The sequence below is a fragment of the Streptomyces alanosinicus genome, assembly GCF_014650595.1.
Lineage (GTDB): Bacteria > Actinomycetota > Actinomycetes > Streptomycetales > Streptomycetaceae > Streptomyces > Streptomyces alanosinicus.
The window spans coordinates 167,177-186,551 of sequence record NZ_BMVG01000013.1; the positions used below are offsets into that span (position 1 = coordinate 167,177).

20 protein-coding genes and 1 tRNA gene are annotated in these 19,375 nt (G+C 68.2%); 13 read left to right on the forward strand and 8 right to left on the reverse strand.

What is annotated here, in order from left to right; all coding sequences use genetic code 11:
• Nucleotides 1–407: 407 nt before the first annotated feature.
• From IE277_RS25565 to IE277_RS25575, 3 genes are all read right to left on the reverse strand, one after another.
• Nucleotides 408–1,166 carry a hypothetical protein gene (locus tag IE277_RS25565; RefSeq protein WP_189956030.1) on the reverse strand — a complete coding sequence of 253 codons (759 nt, stop codon included), beginning with the start codon at nucleotides 1,164–1,166 and terminating at the stop codon, nucleotides 408–410.
• A complete protein-coding gene (locus IE277_RS25570; protein ID WP_189956031.1) occupies nucleotides 1,153–2,232 on the reverse strand; it encodes a hypothetical protein in 1,080 nt (359 codons plus the stop codon). The genes IE277_RS25565 and IE277_RS25570 overlap by 14 nt, the downstream gene beginning before the upstream one ends.
• A 111-nt stretch (nucleotides 2,233–2,343) precedes the next feature.
• Nucleotides 2,344–2,414, reverse strand: a tRNA-Cys gene (locus tag IE277_RS25575).
• A gap of 82 nt (nucleotides 2,415–2,496) precedes the next feature.
• Between IE277_RS25575 and IE277_RS25580 the strand changes: the two genes are divergently transcribed.
• Nucleotides 2,497–3,567: a S66 family peptidase gene (locus IE277_RS25580; protein WP_189956032.1), complete on the forward strand. Its 1,071-nt coding sequence runs from the start codon at nucleotides 2,497–2,499 to the stop codon at nucleotides 3,565–3,567.
• On the opposite strand, the gene IE277_RS25585 is transcribed toward IE277_RS25580, so the two are convergent.
• On the reverse strand, nucleotides 3,507–4,502 hold the full coding sequence (locus IE277_RS25585) for a GNAT family N-acetyltransferase (RefSeq protein WP_189956033.1): 996 nt from the start codon (nucleotides 4,500–4,502) through the stop codon (nucleotides 3,507–3,509). The genes IE277_RS25580 and IE277_RS25585 overlap by 61 nt on opposite strands.
• A 395-nt stretch (nucleotides 4,503–4,897) precedes the next feature.
• Here IE277_RS25585 and IE277_RS25590 point away from each other — a divergent pair, with 395 nt between their 5' ends.
• From IE277_RS25590 to IE277_RS25615, 6 genes are read left to right on the forward strand one after another with little or no spacing between them, the layout of a single operon-like run.
• Nucleotides 4,898–5,752 carry a class I SAM-dependent methyltransferase gene (locus IE277_RS25590; protein WP_189956034.1) on the forward strand — a complete coding sequence of 285 codons (855 nt, stop codon included), beginning with the start codon at nucleotides 4,898–4,900 and terminating at the stop codon, nucleotides 5,750–5,752.
• A gap of 5 nt (nucleotides 5,753–5,757) precedes the next feature.
• A complete protein-coding gene (cysS, locus tag IE277_RS25595; protein WP_229881954.1) occupies nucleotides 5,758–7,206 on the forward strand; it encodes a cysteine--tRNA ligase in 1,449 nt (482 codons plus the stop codon).
• A 13-nt stretch (nucleotides 7,207–7,219) separates the two neighbouring features.
• Complete coding sequence (locus tag IE277_RS25600) at nucleotides 7,220–8,419, forward strand: diaminopimelate decarboxylase family protein (protein WP_189956035.1); 1,200 nt, start codon at nucleotides 7,220–7,222, stop codon at nucleotides 8,417–8,419.
• Nucleotides 8,416–9,165, forward strand: a complete 750-nt coding sequence (locus tag IE277_RS25605) for a P-loop NTPase (RefSeq protein WP_189956036.1) — start codon at nucleotides 8,416–8,418, stop codon at nucleotides 9,163–9,165. The genes IE277_RS25600 and IE277_RS25605 overlap by 4 nt, the downstream gene beginning before the upstream one ends.
• Complete coding sequence (locus IE277_RS25610) at nucleotides 9,162–10,247, forward strand: phosphotransferase enzyme family protein (RefSeq protein WP_189956037.1); 1,086 nt, start codon at nucleotides 9,162–9,164, stop codon at nucleotides 10,245–10,247. The genes IE277_RS25605 and IE277_RS25610 overlap by 4 nt, the downstream gene beginning before the upstream one ends.
• A gap of 10 nt (nucleotides 10,248–10,257) precedes the next feature.
• Nucleotides 10,258–10,887 carry a dTMP kinase gene (locus IE277_RS25615; protein WP_189956038.1) on the forward strand — a complete coding sequence of 210 codons (630 nt, stop codon included), beginning with the start codon at nucleotides 10,258–10,260 and terminating at the stop codon, nucleotides 10,885–10,887.
• Nucleotides 10,888–10,890: 3 nt separating this feature from the next.
• Here the strand turns inward: IE277_RS25615 and IE277_RS25620 are convergent, their stop codons facing one another.
• Both IE277_RS25620 and IE277_RS25625 read right to left on the reverse strand, forming a co-directional pair.
• Nucleotides 10,891–11,958, reverse strand: a complete 1,068-nt coding sequence (locus IE277_RS25620; protein ID WP_189956039.1) for an asparagine synthetase A — start codon at nucleotides 11,956–11,958, stop codon at nucleotides 10,891–10,893.
• A 103-nt stretch (nucleotides 11,959–12,061) separates the two neighbouring features.
• Complete coding sequence (locus IE277_RS25625) at nucleotides 12,062–12,595, reverse strand: hypothetical protein (RefSeq protein WP_189956040.1); 534 nt, start codon at nucleotides 12,593–12,595, stop codon at nucleotides 12,062–12,064.
• Between the two features lie 688 nt (nucleotides 12,596–13,283).
• On the opposite strand from IE277_RS25625, the gene IE277_RS25630 reads away from it, so the two are divergent.
• Genes IE277_RS25630 through IE277_RS25645 form a run of 4 tightly spaced genes read left to right on the forward strand, consistent with a single transcriptional unit; the run spans nucleotide 13,284 to nucleotide 15,355 of the window.
• On the forward strand, nucleotides 13,284–14,312 hold the full coding sequence (locus IE277_RS25630) for a tetratricopeptide repeat protein (protein ID WP_189956041.1): 1,029 nt from the start codon (nucleotides 13,284–13,286) through the stop codon (nucleotides 14,310–14,312).
• The gene (locus IE277_RS25635; RefSeq protein WP_189956042.1) at nucleotides 14,306–14,548 is read left to right on the forward strand and encodes a hypothetical protein; all 243 of its coding nucleotides are present in this window, start codon (nucleotides 14,306–14,308) and stop codon (nucleotides 14,546–14,548) included. Before IE277_RS25630 ends, IE277_RS25635 begins: the two co-directional genes overlap by 7 nt.
• Nucleotides 14,545–14,787 carry a DUF397 domain-containing protein gene (locus IE277_RS25640; RefSeq protein WP_189956043.1) on the forward strand — a complete coding sequence of 81 codons (243 nt, stop codon included), beginning with the start codon at nucleotides 14,545–14,547 and terminating at the stop codon, nucleotides 14,785–14,787. Before IE277_RS25635 ends, IE277_RS25640 begins: the two co-directional genes overlap by 4 nt.
• 55 nt (nucleotides 14,788–14,842) lie before the next feature.
• Nucleotides 14,843–15,355, forward strand: a complete 513-nt coding sequence (locus tag IE277_RS25645; protein ID WP_189956044.1) for a GNAT family N-acetyltransferase — start codon at nucleotides 14,843–14,845, stop codon at nucleotides 15,353–15,355.
• A gap of 6 nt (nucleotides 15,356–15,361) precedes the next feature.
• Here IE277_RS25645 and IE277_RS25650 read toward each other — a convergent pair whose 3' ends face one another.
• Entirely contained in the window at nucleotides 15,362–16,042 is a 681-nt protein-coding gene (locus tag IE277_RS25650) for a hypothetical protein (protein ID WP_189956045.1), read from the reverse strand.
• Between the two features lie 189 nt (nucleotides 16,043–16,231).
• Here IE277_RS25650 and IE277_RS25655 point away from each other — a divergent pair, with 189 nt between their 5' ends.
• Both IE277_RS25655 and IE277_RS25660 read left to right on the forward strand, forming a co-directional pair.
• A complete protein-coding gene (locus IE277_RS25655; RefSeq protein WP_189956046.1) occupies nucleotides 16,232–17,323 on the forward strand; it encodes a C40 family peptidase in 1,092 nt (363 codons plus the stop codon).
• Nucleotides 17,320–17,919, forward strand: a complete 600-nt coding sequence (locus IE277_RS25660) for a hypothetical protein (protein ID WP_189956047.1) — start codon at nucleotides 17,320–17,322, stop codon at nucleotides 17,917–17,919. Before IE277_RS25655 ends, IE277_RS25660 begins: the two co-directional genes overlap by 4 nt.
• Nucleotides 17,920–17,967: 48 nt before the next feature.
• On the opposite strand, the gene IE277_RS25665 is transcribed toward IE277_RS25660, so the two are convergent.
• Complete coding sequence (locus tag IE277_RS25665) at nucleotides 17,968–18,984, reverse strand: MinD/ParA family ATP-binding protein (RefSeq protein ID WP_229881958.1); 1,017 nt, start codon at nucleotides 18,982–18,984, stop codon at nucleotides 17,968–17,970.
• Nucleotides 18,985–19,375: the final 391 nt, after the last annotated feature.

Here is a 19,375-nt window from a genome sequence, read left to right on the forward strand (position 1 = left end):
CATCGCGATCCGGGGGTGGACGTCGAGGACGGCGCAGGTGTGACAGGTGTCATCGACGCTCCTGCTCCTTCATGCGAAGCCGGAGCCCGGTCAGACGGATATCGGGGAGCGGCAGCAGCGCTTCGGAAACAGTCTTGGCCGTATCCGTGTGCATAAGGCGCCGGCGGACGCTGGCCGCCCAACATCACCTGCACGAGGGTACGGAGCACCAGTCGGACCAGGTCGGCGGGGTACTGCGCCCGCTCGTGGCCCACCTCGCTCACTGGGTTCCTGGCCTGGCACCGCCGTCCGGATCGCGTCGACGCAGCGCGGGACCGACGCTGGTCACCCGGACTGTGCGCAGGTTCGCAGGAACGTGTGACGGGGCGGGGTCGTCCGATGAGCAGGAACAGGAAGCGGCGCAGGCGTCAGGTCTGCTTGGCGGAGGCGGTCTGGACGAAGTCGCGTTTGAGTTCGACGGTGGTGTCGAGGCCCGCCTTGTCGAAGCGAGGATTCAACAGGCGATGCAGGTTCCACAGTTGGGCCCTCAGCTCGGCCGGCGTGGACTCCATGGCCGGCTCCTGTGTCGCGTGGTACACGTGGGCGCCGTACTCGAGCTCCAGCTGGATCTGCTCCGCGTCGCCGACCCGGCAGCGGGACTCGACGAGGTTGAAGACGATTCCGGTGGCGAGATCGACATAGTGGCCCTTGGCTCGGGCCTTGTGCACCACTCCGGCGCTGCCACCAACGTCTTCCAGGACGACCGTGATCCGCTCTGGGTCGGTGACGAAGTCCTCAGTCGACTGGACGAGCGGCGTGCCGGTCGACGGGTCGCGGAAGACCTGGTGTGCCTTCCGTTTCAGTACGTCGGTGCCGCCCGACTTTCGCCGCTTGCTCCACTCCGTTCCGTCCAGCAGCCAGTACTCCACTGTGCTGGCTCCGAAGACGAGCCACTGCGGAGAGATCACGCCCTGCGGAAGGTCCTCCGACGCGAGCAGCATCCGCGCATAGTCGCCCAGCTCGCCAACGGCTGCGGACCGCGGGGTGTACTTGATCTCGAATTCCAGCCCCTTTGCGTGGGGATGGATCTGAAAGCCTGTCGCGGCGAGGACGTTCAGCCAGTTGCCGGTGCCGTCGTCCCGGACCGCGTCCAGCAGCTCATTCCAGTACGGCTCAAGACCGGCCATCGGGCGTCTCACGAATGTTCGGAGCGATCTTGTCGAGGAACCGGGCGATCTCCTCCAGCGAGGGGCGCCCCTGGCCGAGCCGGGTGTACCACGGCACGTCCGGACGTACCGGGGCGGCGGACGGCGGGGCGGCGGGGCGGGCGTACCGGCGGCCCGCCTCGTCGAGGAACGGCTCCCAGCCCTCCCCCGCATCGCTGCGCCCGCGCTCCAGCGCCTCCAGCAGATCCCACCGCGGCGCGACCGGCTCTATTCGGGCCGGGCCGGCGGCCGAGACATGGGCGACGATGATCGCACCCAACGGGAGCGGCGGCGCGGCCTTCCGGACGCCGAGGGCGGTCCAGTAGATGTCGTGCGGCAGCAGGACCTTGTCGCCGTCGTTCGGTGACTGCACGTGGCCCAGTTCCTCGGCGGCTTCCAGGAGTTCCGGGTTGGCGCGGATCGTGCCCCAGCACACCCCCGGATAGTCGGGGAAGCTGTACACCTGGCCGGCGCCGTCGTTCGAGTACAAGATGTCGCCGGAATAGAAGTCGGCTCCGCCGTGCACGAGGTCGAGCGCGGTCGTGGTCTTACCGGCTCCCTTGTCGCCGACCAGAGCGATCGCGGCGCAGCCGTTGGCAACCGCTGCCGCGTGGATGAACGTTCCGCCGGCGACCGCCGCCAGCTCCCACATAGCCTCGCGCAGGAAGTCGGAGAGGTGGTAGCGCGAAGTGTCGCTGACGTGGACGTGCAGCTCGGACCCGTCGGTGGCGAGGTCGAAGACCGTCCGGCTCGACGGGATCTCGATTACGGTCCGGTCCCCGACCTGCCAGCGGTCGCCCCACAGATGCGTGTCGGCCGACCGACCCTTGCGGACCATCGTCCGGCGTGGTTCGCCGGACGGGCGCGTCCAGGTGCTCAGGGGGGAGATCCGCAGAGGGAGGCCGTGCGCCGCGGCTGGGTCGACGGGATCGACCGAGAAGTGCGGCTGCACGAAGTCGAGCACGGGCGCGACGGCCTGCTCGGCATCGGCATGGATCGTGACGTTGATCTCTTGAGCCGCGAAGCGGATGGACAGGGTCCGGCTCATGCGAGGCTTCCCATGATCGACCGACTTGCCGCGCGTTCCGTCATGCTGGTGATTCAATCCGCCAACCTTCACGAGAGTCGATCACGAACCGTTTCTGACGGGAGAAAAGGAAGGTGAAGACGGGATTCGAACCCGTGTACACGGCTTTGCAGGCCGTTGCCTCGCCTCTCGGCCACTTCACCGAAATCCGACGACCAGTCACCCTGGCGCCGAAAAAACCGTATCAATTGATCACCCTGATGGCAACGAGGGTATGGTGCGCCGATGGATCCCTCCGCCATGCTGGTGAAGCCGTACGCGCCGGTGCCGGGCTCGGCCATCGGCCTTGTCACACCGTCCAGTTCGGTGAGTCGCTATCCACGCCGCACGGCACGTGCCCTGCGCGCGCTGAGCGGTCTCGGTCTCCGGCCCGTCCCCGCGCCGCACGCGTGGTGGGACGATGGCGACCGGCCCGCGGCCGAGGCCCTCGCGGAGGACATCGCCTGGTGCTGCAGGAACGAGGAAATCTCAGCGATCCTGTGTACGACCGGCGGCCTCCGCTCGGCCGAGCTGATTCCCCACTTGGACTTCGAGTTGCTGCGGGACTCCCGCAAACCGCTCTGCGGCTTCAGCGACATCACCTCCCTGCTGCTGGCCGTGCATGTCCGTACGGGCATGGTCACGTTCCATGGCCCCACCGCCGTCCCGTCGATGGGCGACGCCGACGGCATCGACCCGTACACGGCGACCAGCCTGCTCGCCGCGTGGCGCCCGGGCGGCCCCCGTGAACTGCGCGCGCCGGCCGCGACCTCGGCCGAGTCGCCAATCTGGGAGATAGAGGATCACCGTCCGCGGTCCCGCACCGCCGCGGGTCCGTGGCGTGCCCTGACGCCCGGCACCGCGCGCGGACGCCTGCTCGGCGGTCACCTCGGCACGGTCGTGGGCCTGCTCGGCACGCCGTACCGACCACGGACGGACGGTTGCCTGGTTTTTCTCGAGACGAACGAGTCCGAGGTGGCTGCGATCCGGCGGGAACTGGGCACGCTCGCCGAAGCCGGACTCTTCGATACCGCCACGGGCCTGCTGTTCGGCCGTACCCCATACGTCGACCGGCCGGGCGAGCTGGACCGGTGCCTGCGGGACCTGGCCGCCGAGTACGGCCTCCCCGCTCTCATCGACGTCGACTTCGGCCACACCGTTCCGATCATGACGCTGCCGATCGGCGTCACGGCCACCCTGGACACCGGCCGGGCGATGCTGCGCCTCGACGAGCCGGCGGTACTGGCCCGCAACCCTCAGGAGTTGACGAGCAGCGCGACGAGGTCCTCCGGGACACCGCCGAGGCGGACCTTGTAGTCCTGTGCGCCCTTGAGGAAGTCGAAGACCAGTCCCTCCCCGAGGGTGTTCTCGGCCAAATGGGAGACGAGCACGACGCCCGGCGCCAACCCGGTGCTGGAGGCACTGACCGTCGCCATGTCGTACGACATGTTGTAGAGGTACCGCGTCCGACGATGCGTCAGCACGATCGCGGAGGCCACGGCACGGTCCCGCGTACGTAGTTCCATGACGTGCGCGGCGTTCCTGGGAGCGAGTTCCGTGAGCAGGCCGCGGACGAAATCGCCGTACTCCGTCACGAAGTCGCGCATCGCCGGTGTTGCCGCCGCCTTCCAGGCGAGCAGCTGCTCCAGCGCCCCGGACCAGGTGTCCGGCGTGGAAGCGGTCACCTCCACCGGCCCGATCTCGTCGACCAGGCGCTTGCGCTTACGGAGCATCTCTCCTCGCCGCTTGGAGTTCAGCAGCCCGAGGTAGCCATCCGGCGCGGAGGTGATGCGGGGCGCCTGGTCGTACACCTCAACGGCAGTGTGCGGCGCCCGTCGGCGGAAAGCGTCGGTCAGAGCTTGGGTCAAGGGCCCGCCGGACGGCAGACCGGCCAGGTGCGCACGCTCCCACCGCAGCTCGTCGAAGACCAGCCGGGCCACCGCGTCGGCCACGGCCTCCTCCCGGCCCTCGGCCGCGACCGGGCCCATGTAGTCGACGACGTCGTGTCCGCCGGCGAAGGAGAGAGTGCCGTTGTTCAGCTCGAAGGCACAGACACCGATGATTTCACCGCTGTCCGTGAAAGTGGCCGCGAGAAACTCCGACGACGGATTCTTCGCTGCGCTGTCACGCCACCACGTCAGCAGAAACCCACTGTCCTGGAAAATCGACCCGGCCCTGCCGACGAACTCGTCCCACGGCGGATTACCAAGGATATCGTCGCCGCGCACCCACGATATTTCGACATCGCTCATGCCTCGCACATGCCCTTTCTCTGCCGCTCTGTGACGTCTGGCCCCGGCCGTGATCCAGCCGATGCGGAGGCTGTCTCCGGCTACGGTATCAAGACGGCCGCCCTGGGCCCGGGACCCAAGCCCGCGCCCGCTGAGGTTTCCCTCTCCGGTCCGGCTCTACTCCCGCCGCCTCCGCTCCCGACCACTGTCGTTGCCGGGCCTCGATCCCATGATGATCTGTGGCGCAGCACCACGCCGCACGAGGCGGTCCGGCGGTCCGCGGATCTTGGGCCAGTCGATCCCATCTGGTTGGCACGTACGGGTGTTGCTGACGTAGAGTCGGCCGAATACGGGCGGGGGCCGGGATGGCCTCGCAGCCCATCCTGTGAGGTTCCTCAGTAAAGGAGTTCACCGCCGTGGTCGAGGCGTCCGCGCCCGTCATCGGACCTCTGTCCGACATGGATTACTCACGCTTCGTCGGCCTGGTGCGCGAGCGGAACCGGCCGTCGGGAGGTGTGCGGACGGTTCAGGAGGTCATGGTGCAGGCCCGGATCGGGCCCGGCAGCCGTGTCCTGGAGATCGGCAGCAACACCGGATTCACGTCGGTCAACCTGTCGCTGCTCACCGGGGCTTCGGTGGTCGGCATCGACATCAACCCGAACTCGGTCGCCGAGGCGGAGAAGTACGCCGCGCTGCACGGAATCTCCGACCGCGTCCAGTTCCAGGTCCAGGACGGCCGCGGGCTCGACATCGAGGACGCGTCCTTCGACGCGGTCTGGGTCAGCAACGTGGTGTCGTTCGTGCCCGACAAGGACCGGATGCTCGGCGAAGTGGCCCGAGTGGTCAAGGTCGGCGGCACGGTGATCGCCGTACCGATCTACTACCGGCAGCAGCCGCCGACGGACATCGTCGACAAGGTATCCGAGGCGATCGGAACCCCGCTCGACGTGATGAGCAAGGGCGACTGGCGTGCATTCTACGAAAAGGCGCCCGACCTCGAGCTCTACTACGAATCCGACTTCGTCTACGACCTCATCGAGGACCAGGGCGTCGAGAAATACTGCGACACCCTGATGGCGAAGGAGCACCTGGCGGCCCTCGACCCCAACACACAGACGCAGATCCGGGACCGGATGGGTTACTTCATGCGTCTGTTCAACGAGAACCTCAGCTACGCCGGCTTCTCCATCATGCTTCTGCAGAAGCGGTTGGCGCGGGACGAAGTCGAACTTTTCACCAGCCACTCCGCACCGCTCCTGGCCAGGGATTGATATCCGTGACCAACCCATCGGCAAGCAACCAGCTGCGGCAGCGCCTTGCGCTGTACAGCACGCTGTCACGTACCATCACGCACTTCACCCCTGCCGAGGGCGACATCGTCCGGATGTACGTGTGCGGGCCCACCGTCTACAGTGCCCCGCACATCGGCAACATGCGGACCTATCTGTTCGCCGACATCGTCCGCCGCGTGCTGCGATTCGCGGGCTACTCCGTCCGGGCGGCCATGAACATCACCGATGTGGGCCACCTGACCAGTGACGCGGACAGCGGTGACGACAAGATGGCGAAGGCAGCCGCCGCCGAGCGGGCCACCGCGTGGGAGGTCGCAGAGAAGTACACGAACATCTTCCTCTCGGACGCCGAACGCCTGAACATCCTGCCGATGGACCTGGTGCTGCGGGCCACTCAGCACATCCCCCAGCAGATCGCGCTGATCCAGCGGCTGGAGGAGAAGGGCGTCGTCTACCGGACCGACGACGGGATGTACTTCGACACCTCGTTCGTGCCCGACTACGGCAAGCTCACCCCGAACGACACCCGTGAGCACCTGCGCGCCGGCGAGCGCGTGGCCATGGGTGAGAAGCGGCACGCCACCGACTTCTCCCTGTGGAAGTTCTCCGCGCCGGACGCGCCCAAGCGCGACATGGAATGGCCGTCACCCTGGGGTGTCGGCTTCCCCGGCTGGCACATCGAGTGCTCGGCGATGGCGATGGAATACCTGGGCGAGACACTCGACCTGCACCTCGGGGGCATCGACCACATTCCGATCCACCACACCAACGAGATCGCACAGAGCGAGACGGCGACCGGAGTCCCGTTCTCCCGTTGGTGGATGCACGGCGCCTTCCTCACTCTTGAGGGCGAGCAGAGGATGGGCAAGTCCGAGGGCAACAAGATCACTCTCGACACGCTCGTCGACGAAGGCTTCGACCCGCTCGAATTCCGTTACCTCGCCCTACTGAGCCACTACCGCAGCCCGCTGTCGTTCTCGCCCACCGCGCTGGAGCAGGCAGCGAACGCCCTGCGGCGGCTGCGGCACCGGGTCGCCGGTCTGAAGAAGGCGGTCGGTGTCGAAGCCGCCCTGCCGGACACTCCCGACAGCCCGTACCTCAAGCGCTTCGTCGATGCCCTGGCGGACGACCTCAACATGCCCCGCGCCGTCGCCGAGCTGTGGCAGCTCGTCCGGGACCCGGAAGTCGACGACGCCAGCAAGCTGAGTCTGATCCTGGCCTTCGACGAGGTGCTGGGACTGGACCTCGAGTCCGCGTCGGAGGAGTCCACCGAGATCCCCGACGCCGTGCGGCAGCTGGCCCAGGAGCGCTGGGAACTTCGGTCGGCGAAGCAATTCGCGGAATCCGACAAGCTGCGCGACGAGATCCTGGCAGCCGGCTTCACCGTGCAGGACGGGCCTGAGGGGTACCAGCTTGTTCCTGTCAACGACTGAGCTACCGTCGGACATGGTGGGACCGGCAGCTCGGGCACTGCGGCAACTACGGCGAATAGCAACGCCGTCGACGGGCACGCCCGCGGCGCTGGTCGACCTGGACCGGATCGCGGGCGGGGTGGACCTGGTCCGGAAGGCACACCCGCGCATACGGGTCACTTACGCCGTGAAGGCCTCCTACCACCGGCCCATCCTCGACTCCGTGCGCACGGCAGGAGCGGGTATCAGCGTCTTCTCCGAACTGGAGCTGTCGCTGTCCAGGACCGCGGGGTTCGCCCCCTCCGCCATCGTCTACAACGGTGTGGGCCGTGACGGTGCGGAGCTGACCACCGCGGTTGACGCCGGCGTCATGGTCAATCTGGAGTCGCTCGCTGAGCTGCACGGCCTTCTCCAGGCCCGACGCGCAGGCGGCCCACCCGGCCGCATCGGCTTCCGAGTCCATGCTCCCGCGCCGGACGAGAACGACATCCCCGGCAAGTACGGCGTCCTTGGACTGCCCGTCACAGAACTGCCTGCCGTCGCGGATCTGCTCAGCGGATCCGGCCTCGTCATCGGCGGTGTCAGCTTCCACCACTTCGCCAACCGGCTTGACGGAAGCGCTCATCTCGGCGCCCTGGACCAGCTGATACCCGCGCTGACCCAGCTGTCCGGGCATCCTGCGGTCGCTCTCGACCACATCGACGTGGGCGGAGGGCTGGCCAGCCGGATGGAGGTGAACGACGAGACCGCCACAGAAGCGTTCCGGGCTCTCGCCGACCGGATCGACGCGGATCTCGACTGCGACACGATCGTCGAGCTCGGCCGGTTCCTGGTCGCCGACGCCGAGTCCCTGATCAGCCGAGTGGTGGACGTGCGGACCAGCGGCGACGTGCTGGTCGCCATCCTGGACGCAACGACGAACTACCTGATACCCGCGCCCGGCCACCGGTTCCGGGTGGAGCGACTGAACTCGCTCGCCGAGGGCGAGGCCCGGAGTCCGGTGCGCTTCGTCGACCGGCTGGGCAGCGTGATCTGTGAGAACGACTGCGGGCCTCTCCAGCAGGGCGACCTGGTCGGAGTGCTCAACGCCGGCGCCTACGCGGGCGTCATGAAGGAGCACTTCGTCTACCCGCTGCCGGACATATCCTTCGTCCGGGACGACGCGGTCGTCGCCGCCTTCCCCGCCGGCACCGACGAAGCCGTGCGGGCCCACCACCACTGGCCCGAACGATGACCCGGTTCACCGCCGTGTACGGCACGAAGGGCGGCGTCGGCAAGTCCACGATCGCCGTCAACACCGCATACGCGCTCAACGAGTCGGGTGCCTCCGTCGGTCTGGTGGACCTGGACCTGTCCGGACCGAACGTCCAGAACCTGGTGGCGGGACTCGCTGGGCGGCCACCGACCATGGTGGACTTCCGCGTGCGTCCCGGCCGGTACGGCGGGGTCGACGTCGCCGGGCTGGGTTTCTTCGTCCGCCCCCACGAGGCAGGGCTGCTCAGCGGCAAGTACCTCGAGGGCGCACTGACGCAGATGCTCTTCCACGACGCGTGGCAGGCCTATGACCACGTCATCGTGGACATGCCGCCCGGTTTCGACGAACTGCATCGCCAGGTGTTCACCCGACTGCCCATGCGGATCGCCCTGGTGACCACGCCTCATGTGCTGTCCACCCAGGACCTGGCCCGCGGCCGTCGGCTACTGGAGCAGCTGAGCCTCCCGGTCCTCGGATACGTGGAGAACATGAGCCACTTCTGCTGTGAGTTCTGCGGTCGGCCCTCCCGGCTGTTCGCGCCCGCCGACGACGGCACGCTGGACGATCTCGACCTGCTCGCGCGCGTGCCGTTCGCGCCGGAACCAGCGGTCCTCGGGGCGTCGATTCCGCTGGTACTCACGGACGAACCGGCCGTCGCCGAGTTCCGCCACGGTGTTCACGAGGTTGCCCGGCGCATACACACAGAGGTGCAGCAAGAAGGATGAGCACGGACGCAAAGCCTCTCGACACATCGATCGGTGTGATCTCCGACGACCAGCTCGCCAGGGTACAGAACGCGTACGGCCTGACGTCACTGCTGGTGCTGCCGTTCTTCTCGCTCAACAAGTCGATCATCGACTTGCGCCGGCGTACGGAGACCGCGCGCAAGGTGTTTATCGAGTCCGACCAAGGCGTGCTGTTCCTGAAGGAACTCCCCTGGTATTGCTCGTCGGTGGAGTTCGCGGAGTTCCAGACCGAGCTCCTGTCCCGTCTGCACGACCTGGGCGCCCCAGTGGCCCGTCCGTTGGCGACGACCTCGAGCCGGCGTTTCTTCCATGACCGGCGGACCGGCTCTATCTTTACCCTCCAACCGTACGTGGCGGGCCGGAGCTGGACCGGCGGCGACGGCGAGGCACAGGCGGCCGGCCGCGCGCTGGCCGGGCTGCATACGCACGCACGGCAGACGCGGATGAACGGCCTGCCCGTGATGCGGGACGTGTTCTCCACGGCGGAGAGCCTGGTGGGTCTGCTTGAGGACAGCGCAGAGCATCCCGAGCCGGTACGCAAGGAGATCGACGACTTCCGCCGTCTCGCGCTGGCCACTGTCGACCGATCCCGGACCGAGGCGTACGCCGCTGGTTACGGAGCTGAGGCGTTGCCGGTCCATGGTGACTTCAACCCCTTCAACCTGATCTTCGGGGAGATCTCGGGGAGCGTCGAATCGATCGTCGGGATCGTGGACTTCGACAATGCCTGCCTCGACGACCGGGCTCACGACCTGGGCGAAGCTCTGGTGCGCTTCGGCTGGGTGAACTACCGCGGTCTCAGCTCGGCTTACGGAGCGGTGCCCGCTGGCTTCGATCACGCCGCGGTCGCGGCCGTCCTGGCCGGATACCGAGAAGCGGACAAGGCTGCGGCGACGGCGGCGCGCCCTCTGCTGCCGGCAGTGATGACCGCCGTGGCACTGGAGTTGGCCGCCATCGGTCTGCTGTCGGCGTACTACACGCCGAGCGATCTGCCCGCCCTGCGTCGCAACGCGCAGACACTGCCGAAGATGGCCGCGGAGGCCGTCGCCCTGGCCTGGTAGGAGTTCTGACATGTCGCATCCGCTGCTTCTCTCCATCGAGGGGATCGACGGGTCGGGCAAGACCACTCAGGTGACGCGGCTCGCTGCAGCGCTGTCGGAGGCCGGCGTCCGCGCCGAGCCGATGGTGGTCGAGGCGTTCGGCGCTCGTACAGTCAACACGCTCTCCGAGCAGCTGACCGGGGACCCGTACGCCTATCACCCGACGATCCCCGTTGAGCTGCGCGAGTGGGTCTTTGCCTGCGACGTCGCATACTTCACCAAAACAAGGTTCCCGCCCCTGCTCGATGCCGGCGTCACCGTCGTGTGGGACCGCGGGCCGCTGTCGTACCACGCCTCCGCCGTCGTGTACGACGGCCTGTCGGAGTGGGTGCGCCGAGCCCAGTCGCTCTATCCCCGGCCGCACCGCACCTACCTGCTGGACCTTCCCGCCGAGACGGCGGTGCGACGGCTCACGGAACGCGCTGGGAAGCGGCAGCGGACCGACGAGTCCCTGAACCTGCTCCGTCGGGTTCGGGAGCTGATGCTGGAGATGGCGGAGGACCGGCCGGACGTCGTGGTCCTGGACGCGACGCGCGACCCGGACGAGACGACCGACCAGATCCTCCGCCACTGGCTCACCAGTCGGCCGGACACCGACTGAGGATCAGACCCAGGAGGGTGTGCCCGCGATGCGCGGCATCACGTGGAGGTCCCGGATGTCGTCGTGCTTCAGGACCCAGAGCAGGAACCGCTCGAGACCGAGGCCGAACCCCGCCGTCTCCAGAGGGTAGTTGTCCTTCATCCGGACGTACCAGGCGTAGTCGGACTCCGCAACGAGGTGATCGGCGAGCGCCCTGCGGGTCTCCTCGCCGGTGATGTGCCGTGCGCCGCAGCCGGCCACCTCGCCGATGCCGAGGAGCAGGTCGGCGCTGTGCGCCCTGCCCCGCTCGTCGACCCGCTGGTAGAACGGCACCGTGCGGGACGGCGGGAAAGTCAGCCACACGGCACCACCGAAGCGCTCGATGAGGGCCTGCTCGCCGCGCCGGGTGATCGCCGGGGCGCCAGGCGCCTTCAGCGTGAAGCAGTCCGAGCCGAGGATGTCCTCCGCCTCGTCATAACTGATGCGCGGGAACTCCTCTCGCTTGAGGAGATCTTCGAGGTGGACGGTGGTGCCGACGCAGCGCTCCAGCTGGGTTCCGACCGTTCCGTCGAGCAGGCCCTCGGTGAGAGCCCGCATGTACGCCTCGACCAGGCTCATCACCTCCTCCAGCCCGCCGAGGATCTCCGCCTCGGAATGGAAGAACTGGTTGAGGTGCGTCTTGTCTGCCGCCTCCCCGCGGAAGGTCGGCATGACGTAGTACGCGCCGTCGAGGCCGTGCCGCAGCATGAACTCCAGCTGGAACTGCATCGAGTCGGCGAGGTAGGTGCGGTCGCCCAGGAGGTCGATCTGTACCGGCAGGCTGTCGCTGCCGAGCCCCATCGGACTTGACACGGAGCTGACGGTGATCGGCATGAGCACCGGGGACATGTTGCGCGCCTGGTAGAACGCGTTGGTGGTGGCCAGGACAGCGGCGTTGGCAGCGGTCAGGGTCCGGTACCACGGGTGTTCGACGGCGGCAATGAGGTGGGCTTCCGGATCGGCCCAGACACCGGGCGGCCTGGTCCGCTGCTCGGACGACTGCACCGCGTCATCGACGGGCGAGGCGTCGAGCAGGCCACTTCCTTGACTCACGCGTTTTCTCCTCGTTGTGCTTGATTCTTCAATAGGCCTCACCCGAACCGCTGGTGAGGAGGGGCGCTCACCGTCCCCGGCGCCATGAGCGGTGCTGCTCGTCTCAGCGGCGCCCTTCCTCGGGCATCGACGCCCGTGACGGGAAGCCGTCCGGGTTGACGTATCGCACCCGTCGCGGCCACAGGGCGCCGCCATCGATACTCGCCATGACGAAGCCGACGGTGGTCAGCAGCAGCATGACTTCGCGTACGAGCGTCGCGTCGACGTGCCGGTACACGGCCCAGCTCACCGCATAGAGAACCGTTTCTGCTAGAAACAGGGTGAGTTGATGCCATGACATCCAGGTCTTCAGAGCCTGGAAGCGACCACCATCGACCCTGAACATCTGCGAACAGCGGTTGCGCAACGCCGACTTGTGCCGAGCCGCAAGGCCCTCGGGCTGCCCGGCGGGCGTGAGCTCCAGGTACTTGAGGATTCGTCTCCGCAGCCGGCAGAAGGCGTTGATGACGGACTTGCGCCGGACCGCGTGGACCGACTCCTTGAGGTCGGCCATGCCGCTCTCCCCGCAGGGGGGGTAGTCGCGCATGATGCCGGCGAGGGCGTGCATGGAAGGCACGAGGAGCGTCTGTTCGGTCACGGAGCCCCTCCCCCCAGTCTTGCCGTCTCGGCGCCTGGCAACGTCGCGGACAGCCAAGCCAATTGGCAGTATAGACACTCAATCGTAGGGTATAGACACTTCAGCTTCCCATGCGGGTGCTACCAACGGGGGCACACCGAGCAACGGCAAGAGATTCCTGATAGCCATCCTTGCCGTCTGCTCTCGTGACCGGGGGGTGCCAGTGGCAGCGACGGCAACCGCCACATGACCGCGGTGCAGCGCCACCTCATGACGGTGCTTCCAGTGGCCGTTCTGGAAGCCATTCGGGAGCCGACACATTCCCGAACCCCCTCCCACGCCACGCGAGACCGACCAAGACCATGCTCCTGACCAGTACAAACGCGATCCGCACTGCCGAGATCAGCAACCGAACCCCATCCGGGACGAAGAGGTTGCGCACGCCCGGAGGACCGCCGGCTGGAAGCCGCGCGGCGCATGGGCCAGCAGGTCATCACGGAGCTTCAGACGCTCTGACCGCGCGCGGTCTCGGAGGGGACTCCAGTACTCCTGGACGGCCCGCTCCTCGCGGGAGGTGATAGGCGGCTCCGAGTCCGAGATTTTCGGCCGCCTGCTCCACAGCAGTCTGTAGGCGTACGGGATCCAGGGAGTGCGCCACCGGCTCGCCCGGCGGAGGGCAGTCGTCACTGCGCTCCAAGTAGACGCGCAGATGCGTACTACGCCGCGGCACACCCGGTTCAGCACTACCTGGCAGCTGTCCCTGGACGTTCTGGCCCGGCAGGACGTGCCGGAAGCCCTCACGCTGCTACGACTGCTCGCCTGCTTCGCGCCCATGCCGGCGCCTCTTCCGCTGGCCCTGCTCGCTCCGGCCGCTCTGGACGCCACGTCCCTGCCGCGTCTCGATCCCTCACTCACCCGCGACAGGGCGGACGCCGCCCTCCAAGGCCTGATCTCCACCTCTCTGGTCAGCCTCATCGACGTACCGGGTGACCGGGGGCAGCGCCCGGTCCTGAGCCTGCAGACCCACGGACTGCTCCTGGACACGGTCGCGGGACAGATACCTGACAGCGCCCTCGGAGATCTCCTGCTCTCCGCAACCGCCCTGCTCGGCGGGGCAATCACCGACAGGCCGAGCAGCCAGGACCTGCGCCTGATCGCGCCGCACGCACTCGCCGTACTGCGTCGGGCCCGCGCCGATGCCGCCGGCCCGCACGCCGCGCGGGAGGCCCTGGGGCTCGTTCGCCGCCTGCGCGGGCTGCACCACGACCGCGGGGAAATCACCGCGACTCTCGAACTGGCCACGCACGCGGCAGCATTTTCCGGGGCGGTGTTCGGGGCCGACAGCGCCGAAGCCGCGGATGATTCCTACCAGTTGGGCCGGGCACACACCGGCGCCGGACGCTTCGCCGAGGCCGAAACGCTGCTCCGTGGCGTCCTCGCCGCCCGTGAACGCGAACTGGGCCCGGACGACGCACGCACCCTGGACAGCGCGCACGCACTGGGCATCGCCCTGTACGGACTCGGGCGGTGGGCGGAGGACGAACAACTGCTGCGCCGTGCCCTGGCTGGACGCGAGCGCCTGCTGGGCCCCGACCATCCCGACACCCTCGACGTGTGTGCCGGCCTCGCCGACGCCCTCGGCGAGCAGGGCCGCTGGGAAGAGGCGGAACACCTCGCCCACTCCACCCTGGAACGTTCCGCGGCCCTGCTTGGTGAGGATCCGCCCGCACCGTGGTGAACCGCCTCACCCACGCCTGGGCCGTGGCGGGGCGCAAGGCGTGGGACCGGGCCGAACCACTGGCCCGCCGCACCGTCCAGGACGCCGAGCAGATCTTCGGTGACCGTCATCCCCGCACCCTCGGAACCGATCACCCCCGCACGGAACGCTGCCGTACCATCCTGAGCGCCGTGCGAGCGGCCCTTGCCGCTCACCCTTCACCCGATTCACCCGACACTTCGGAGAACGCACAGTGACGTCCGTCATAGCCACACCCCCCGAGCACTCCGTCTATCGCTGGCACAGGAGTTCTCACAGCGGCGAAACCAACAGCTGCCTGGAATTGCGTACTCCCCCCCGGCGTGGGATGACGCGCATCCGTGATTCGAAGGATCTGTTTCAGCCGCCTCTGATCTGCTCGACAGCGGCATGGACGACGTTCGTCACGTCGCTCCGTGACGGGGAGTTCAGCGCGGCTTCACGGCCGGGCCGCTGACAGGACCAGGAACTGCTCGTGTACGAAGTGTCAGCCGGGCCGTCAGGAGCCGCACGTGAAGTCTGTGATCATCCGTCCCTTTGAAGACACCGATCTGGCCGGCGCCTCGGCCGCGTTGACCGAGGTGCACGGCACTGACGGGTATCCGGTCGAAGGGGTGGATCACCCTGAGGCCTGGTTGCGCCCCGTGGACGTGGCCGCCGCGTGGGTGGGAGAACGCGACGTCGCTGTCGTCGGGCATGTGGCCGTGATGCGCTCTCGTGGGGAGGACGCGGTCACTCTCTGGATGCGGCAGAGCGGCGACGGGGAAGACCGAATCGGTGTTCTGGCGCGGTTGTTCGTCGTCAGGGAAGCCCGGAGGCAAGCCGTCGGTGAGCGCCTTGTGCGAGCCGCCATGCGGTACGGGCGCGAGCACGGGCTTCGTCTGGTCCTGGATGTGATGACCAAGGACAGCGCCGCGATACGGCTGTACGAGCGTCTTGGCTGGCGCGAGATCGGCCGGGCGCCGCATCGCTACGGAGCCGGCCGGAGCATCGAGGCGGTCTGTTACGTCGCTCCCGAGGCCTGAGCCGCCTCAGCGCCGTTCGTCCTTCGGCTTGCGCGGGGTCGGCAGGAAGGCGTCCGGATTGACGTACCGGACCCGGCGCAGCCACAGTGCGCCGCCGCCCACCATCGCCATGAGGAAGCCGACGAGAGCGAGAAGGAGCAGCAGGCCGTGCAGGAAGCCGGCGTCGACGTGCTGGGAGACGGTCCAACTGGCCGTGGACAGAACGACGCCCGCGCCGAACAGGGCCAGTGAGGGCCAGGACATCCACGCCCGCAGCGCCTCCACGGGATCGCCCTCGATCCACAGCAGTTGCGAACGACGCTGCTTCACCGCGGACTTGACGGAGGCGACGGCGCCTGCCGATTCGCCGTCCGGGTCCAGGTCCAGGAACTCCCAGAGGTCGGCCAGAGCTTCGTAGGCCTGCTGGTCGTCGTAGTAGACCGCCTCGACGGGTGTTCCCTCGCCGAGTGCCGTCTCCTCGTCGGCGCGGCGCTGGAACTCCTTGTTGATCACCTCGGTGGGAACGGGCGCCTCACCCAGCAGGATCTGCCGCACATGCTGGCAGAACGCATTGATGACCGGCTTGCGCCGGACCGCGTGCACCGCCTCTTTGAGGTCTTCCATGCCGGCCTCGCCGTACGAGAGGTAATCCCGCATCACGACGGCCAGCGCATGGGTGGAGGGAGCCGGAGGCGGCTGCTCGGTCACGGGTCGGTCCCTTCCCTGTCAGTACCGTCGGAGGCTCAACACGATTGGCAGTATAGACACTTACTCATAAGGTATAGACACACGAGTGGCGAGGGTGCTGAGACACGGGGGGCGCACCGAGCAGTGGACAAGAAAAGTTTGATAGCCATCCTCGCGGTCTGTGCGTTCCTCTTCAGCGGTTGCGGGGCCATGTTCATCGCAGGGGGCGCGGTCGTGGGAGCCGCCAACATCCTTACCTCCATCACCGGAAGCGATGACGATGGCGGGGGTGGCGGCGGCGGCGCGCCCGGCGGCACCGTCTGCGATCCCGGTGGCGGGAAGCTGACGGGCGAGGTCCCCGGACAGGGCACTTACACGGTGACGGACGAACAGATGGGCAACGCCGCGATCATCGTCCACGTCGGCGAGAAGACCAAGGTGCCCGACGACGGCCTCGTCATCGCCATCATGACGGCCCTTCAGGAAAGCAGTCTGCGCAACATCCACTACGGTGACCGGGACAGCCTCGGGCTCTTCCAGCAGCGCCCCTCGGCCGGGTGGGGCAGCCCAGCGGAGATCATGGACCCCAACTACTCCTCCATGGCGTTCTACGGCGGCCCCAACCACCCGAGCCCGCCCAACCCTCGCGGTCTGCTCGGCGTGAACAACTGGCAGCAGATGGACAAGGGGGCGGCCGCCCAGGCCGTCCAGGGCTCGGCCTTCCCGGACGCCTACAAGAAGTGGGAGGGTCTGGCGGGGCAGATAGTCGGCCGCGCCAAGAACATCCAGTGCAAGGACATCGGTCTCAGCGGGGATGTCGGCAAGGTCATCGCGGCGGCCAAGGCCCAGCTCGGTGTGGACTACTGCTGGGGCGGCGGCGATGCCGACGGACCGACCTACACCTCGGACTGCCCGTCGGGCGTCTCCAAGGGCTTCGACTGCTCCGGGCTGACCCTCTACGCGTACGCGAAGGTCGGGATCACCCTGGGCCACTACACCGACGACCAGTGGATCGCTGGCAGCAGGGTGGCGAGCTACAGCGCCCTCAAACCGGGGGACCTGATGTTCTGGTCCAGCGACGGCACCAGGGGCGGCATCCACCACGTCAGTATGTATCTCGGTAATGACGAGATGATCCATGCACCGCACACCGGAGCGAAGGTGGAGATCGTGCAGCACGTCAGCACCAACAAGTACTGGATGGACCAGTGGATCGGCGGCACCCGGCTGCTGAAGGACTCTGGCAACAGCGCGTCTCCGACTCCCAGCCAGTCCTCCGCCGCCACGGGGGGAGACGAGTGACCGGCCGGCCGAGCCGTACGGCGGCCCTGTGTGTGGCCGCGCTGGCCGCCGCTGTGCTCGGCGGCTGCAGTACGGACCACCACCACCGGAGCACCCCCTCGCCCTCCGGCCCCACCGTGAGCGCCGCGCCCGGCCCCGGCGGGCCCACCGCGTCGCCGTCCGCGTCGAGGAAGCCCACGGCGAGCCCGAGCCCCTCGGCCACGGGCTACGACAATCCGCAGTCGGTCGCCACCGCCTATGTCGGCGCGTTCGTCGAGCAGAAGTGGAGTGATTCCGGTCCGCGCGCGTATCTCGACCGGATCGCCCCGTACGCCACCGCGGCGTTCGTGAAGAAACTCCGGGACGGCACCGGCGACCGGTGCGATCTGGCCTGCCGGGGGGCCAAGAAGCGTCATGTGACGGTCAGCGCCGACAACATCCGCACCGTGATTCCGGAGGAGGCTCCGCGCACTCCCACCAAGGTGTGGGTGCAGGTGACCTACATGGAGCACACGAGTTGGGACGACGGCGGTGACTCGGCGGCGTCCGCCATGAACCTCGAACTGGTCAAAGATCAGGGCAAGTGGCTGGTCGACGCGCGAATGGGCGCCGGCTGACCGCCCTTGACCACCCCGGGCGCCACGGCGCGGTGGCCCCGCAGCCCCTCAGCTGCCGGGCGGCACCGCGCCGAACCCGTCGGCGAGGATCGCCGCCAGGTCCATATAGGCGCCTCGGGTGGCCGGTGAGACGTCGTCGTAGCGGATCGTGCCGCCCATGTAGAGCTGCTGGTCGTAGGGGATCCTGACGACGTGGTTGCACAGCTGCTGGAAGTAGTCCACCAGCGTGTTCACATTGATCCCGACGGCCTTGGGCGCGTCCATGGTGATCACCACCACGGCATCGCGCACAAGGTGGGGGTATCCCTGGGCGTACACCTCGTCCAGGGTCTTGGCCGCACGCCGCGCGGCGTCGAAGCGCGGGGCGGCGACGACCACGAGCCGGTCGGACGCGGCCAGCGTCCCCTTCATCGCGGAGTGCTTCATACCGGTACCGCTGTCGGTGATGACGATGTCGAAGGCCCTGGTGAGGATCGACAGCGCGGTCCGGTACTGCTCCTCATCGAACGACTCGCTGATGTCCGGGTTCTGTTCGCTCGCGGCCACCATCAGCCGGTCGGCACGGCCGAGGTACTGATGGATCTGGTGCGGGTCGGCCAGCCCACGGCCGTCGGCGGCATGGCGCCGCCGTTCGGCGGTGACCAGGTCGCGTACGGTCGGCATGATCCGCTCGCCGAGCAGCCGGTCGGCGAGCGTGCCGGCGTGCGGGTTGGCGTCGACCGCCACCGTGCGGTCGGCCCGGAAGCGGGCGAACGTCAGTCCCAGCATGGCCGACGTCGTCGTCTTGCCGACGCCACCCTTGATGCTGGTGACGCTGATCCGATAGGGCCTCGGCACCGGTGTCTGAAGCCTGACGAGGCGTAGCTGCTCGGGGCCGGAGACGCGCCGCCCGCCGCCCATGCGACGCAGGAACCCCTGACGCTGGCCCGCACCGCCGTCGTCGAACCCCGCCGCCATCGCCGGGTTCTGCCGGGGGTGCGGCGGGACGTTCACATACGGGTTCGCGGGGGCGTTGGCCGGCGGCGGCATCCCGGGGGGCGCCTGCGGCACGGCGCCGTCAGGCATCGGCACCGGCCGCGGCGCCTCGGCGAAGGGACCGCCGTCGGGCAGCGGGACGGGCGCCGCGGGGTCCGGGTAACCGGTCGCCGGCGGAGTCGCCTGCGAGGCAGGCGAGGGGCCGCCGTACGGATCCGGCGCGGGCGGTGAGGATGGTGCGGGAGCGACCGACGGATAAGGAACAGCCGGTGCCGGAGCGGGAGGCTGCTGAGGGGCGGACGGCGCAGGAGCGACCGGCTGCTGCGGGACGGCCGGTGCCGGAGCGACCGGCTGCTGCGGGGCGGCGGGTGCCGGCCCGGAGGTCGAGGTGGAAGGCGCCGGAAGCGAACGAGCGTGGCTCGGAGGCAGTTCGTCTGCGTCCTGGTCCGCGGCCGACGACGCGCCATAGGCGCTGTTCTCG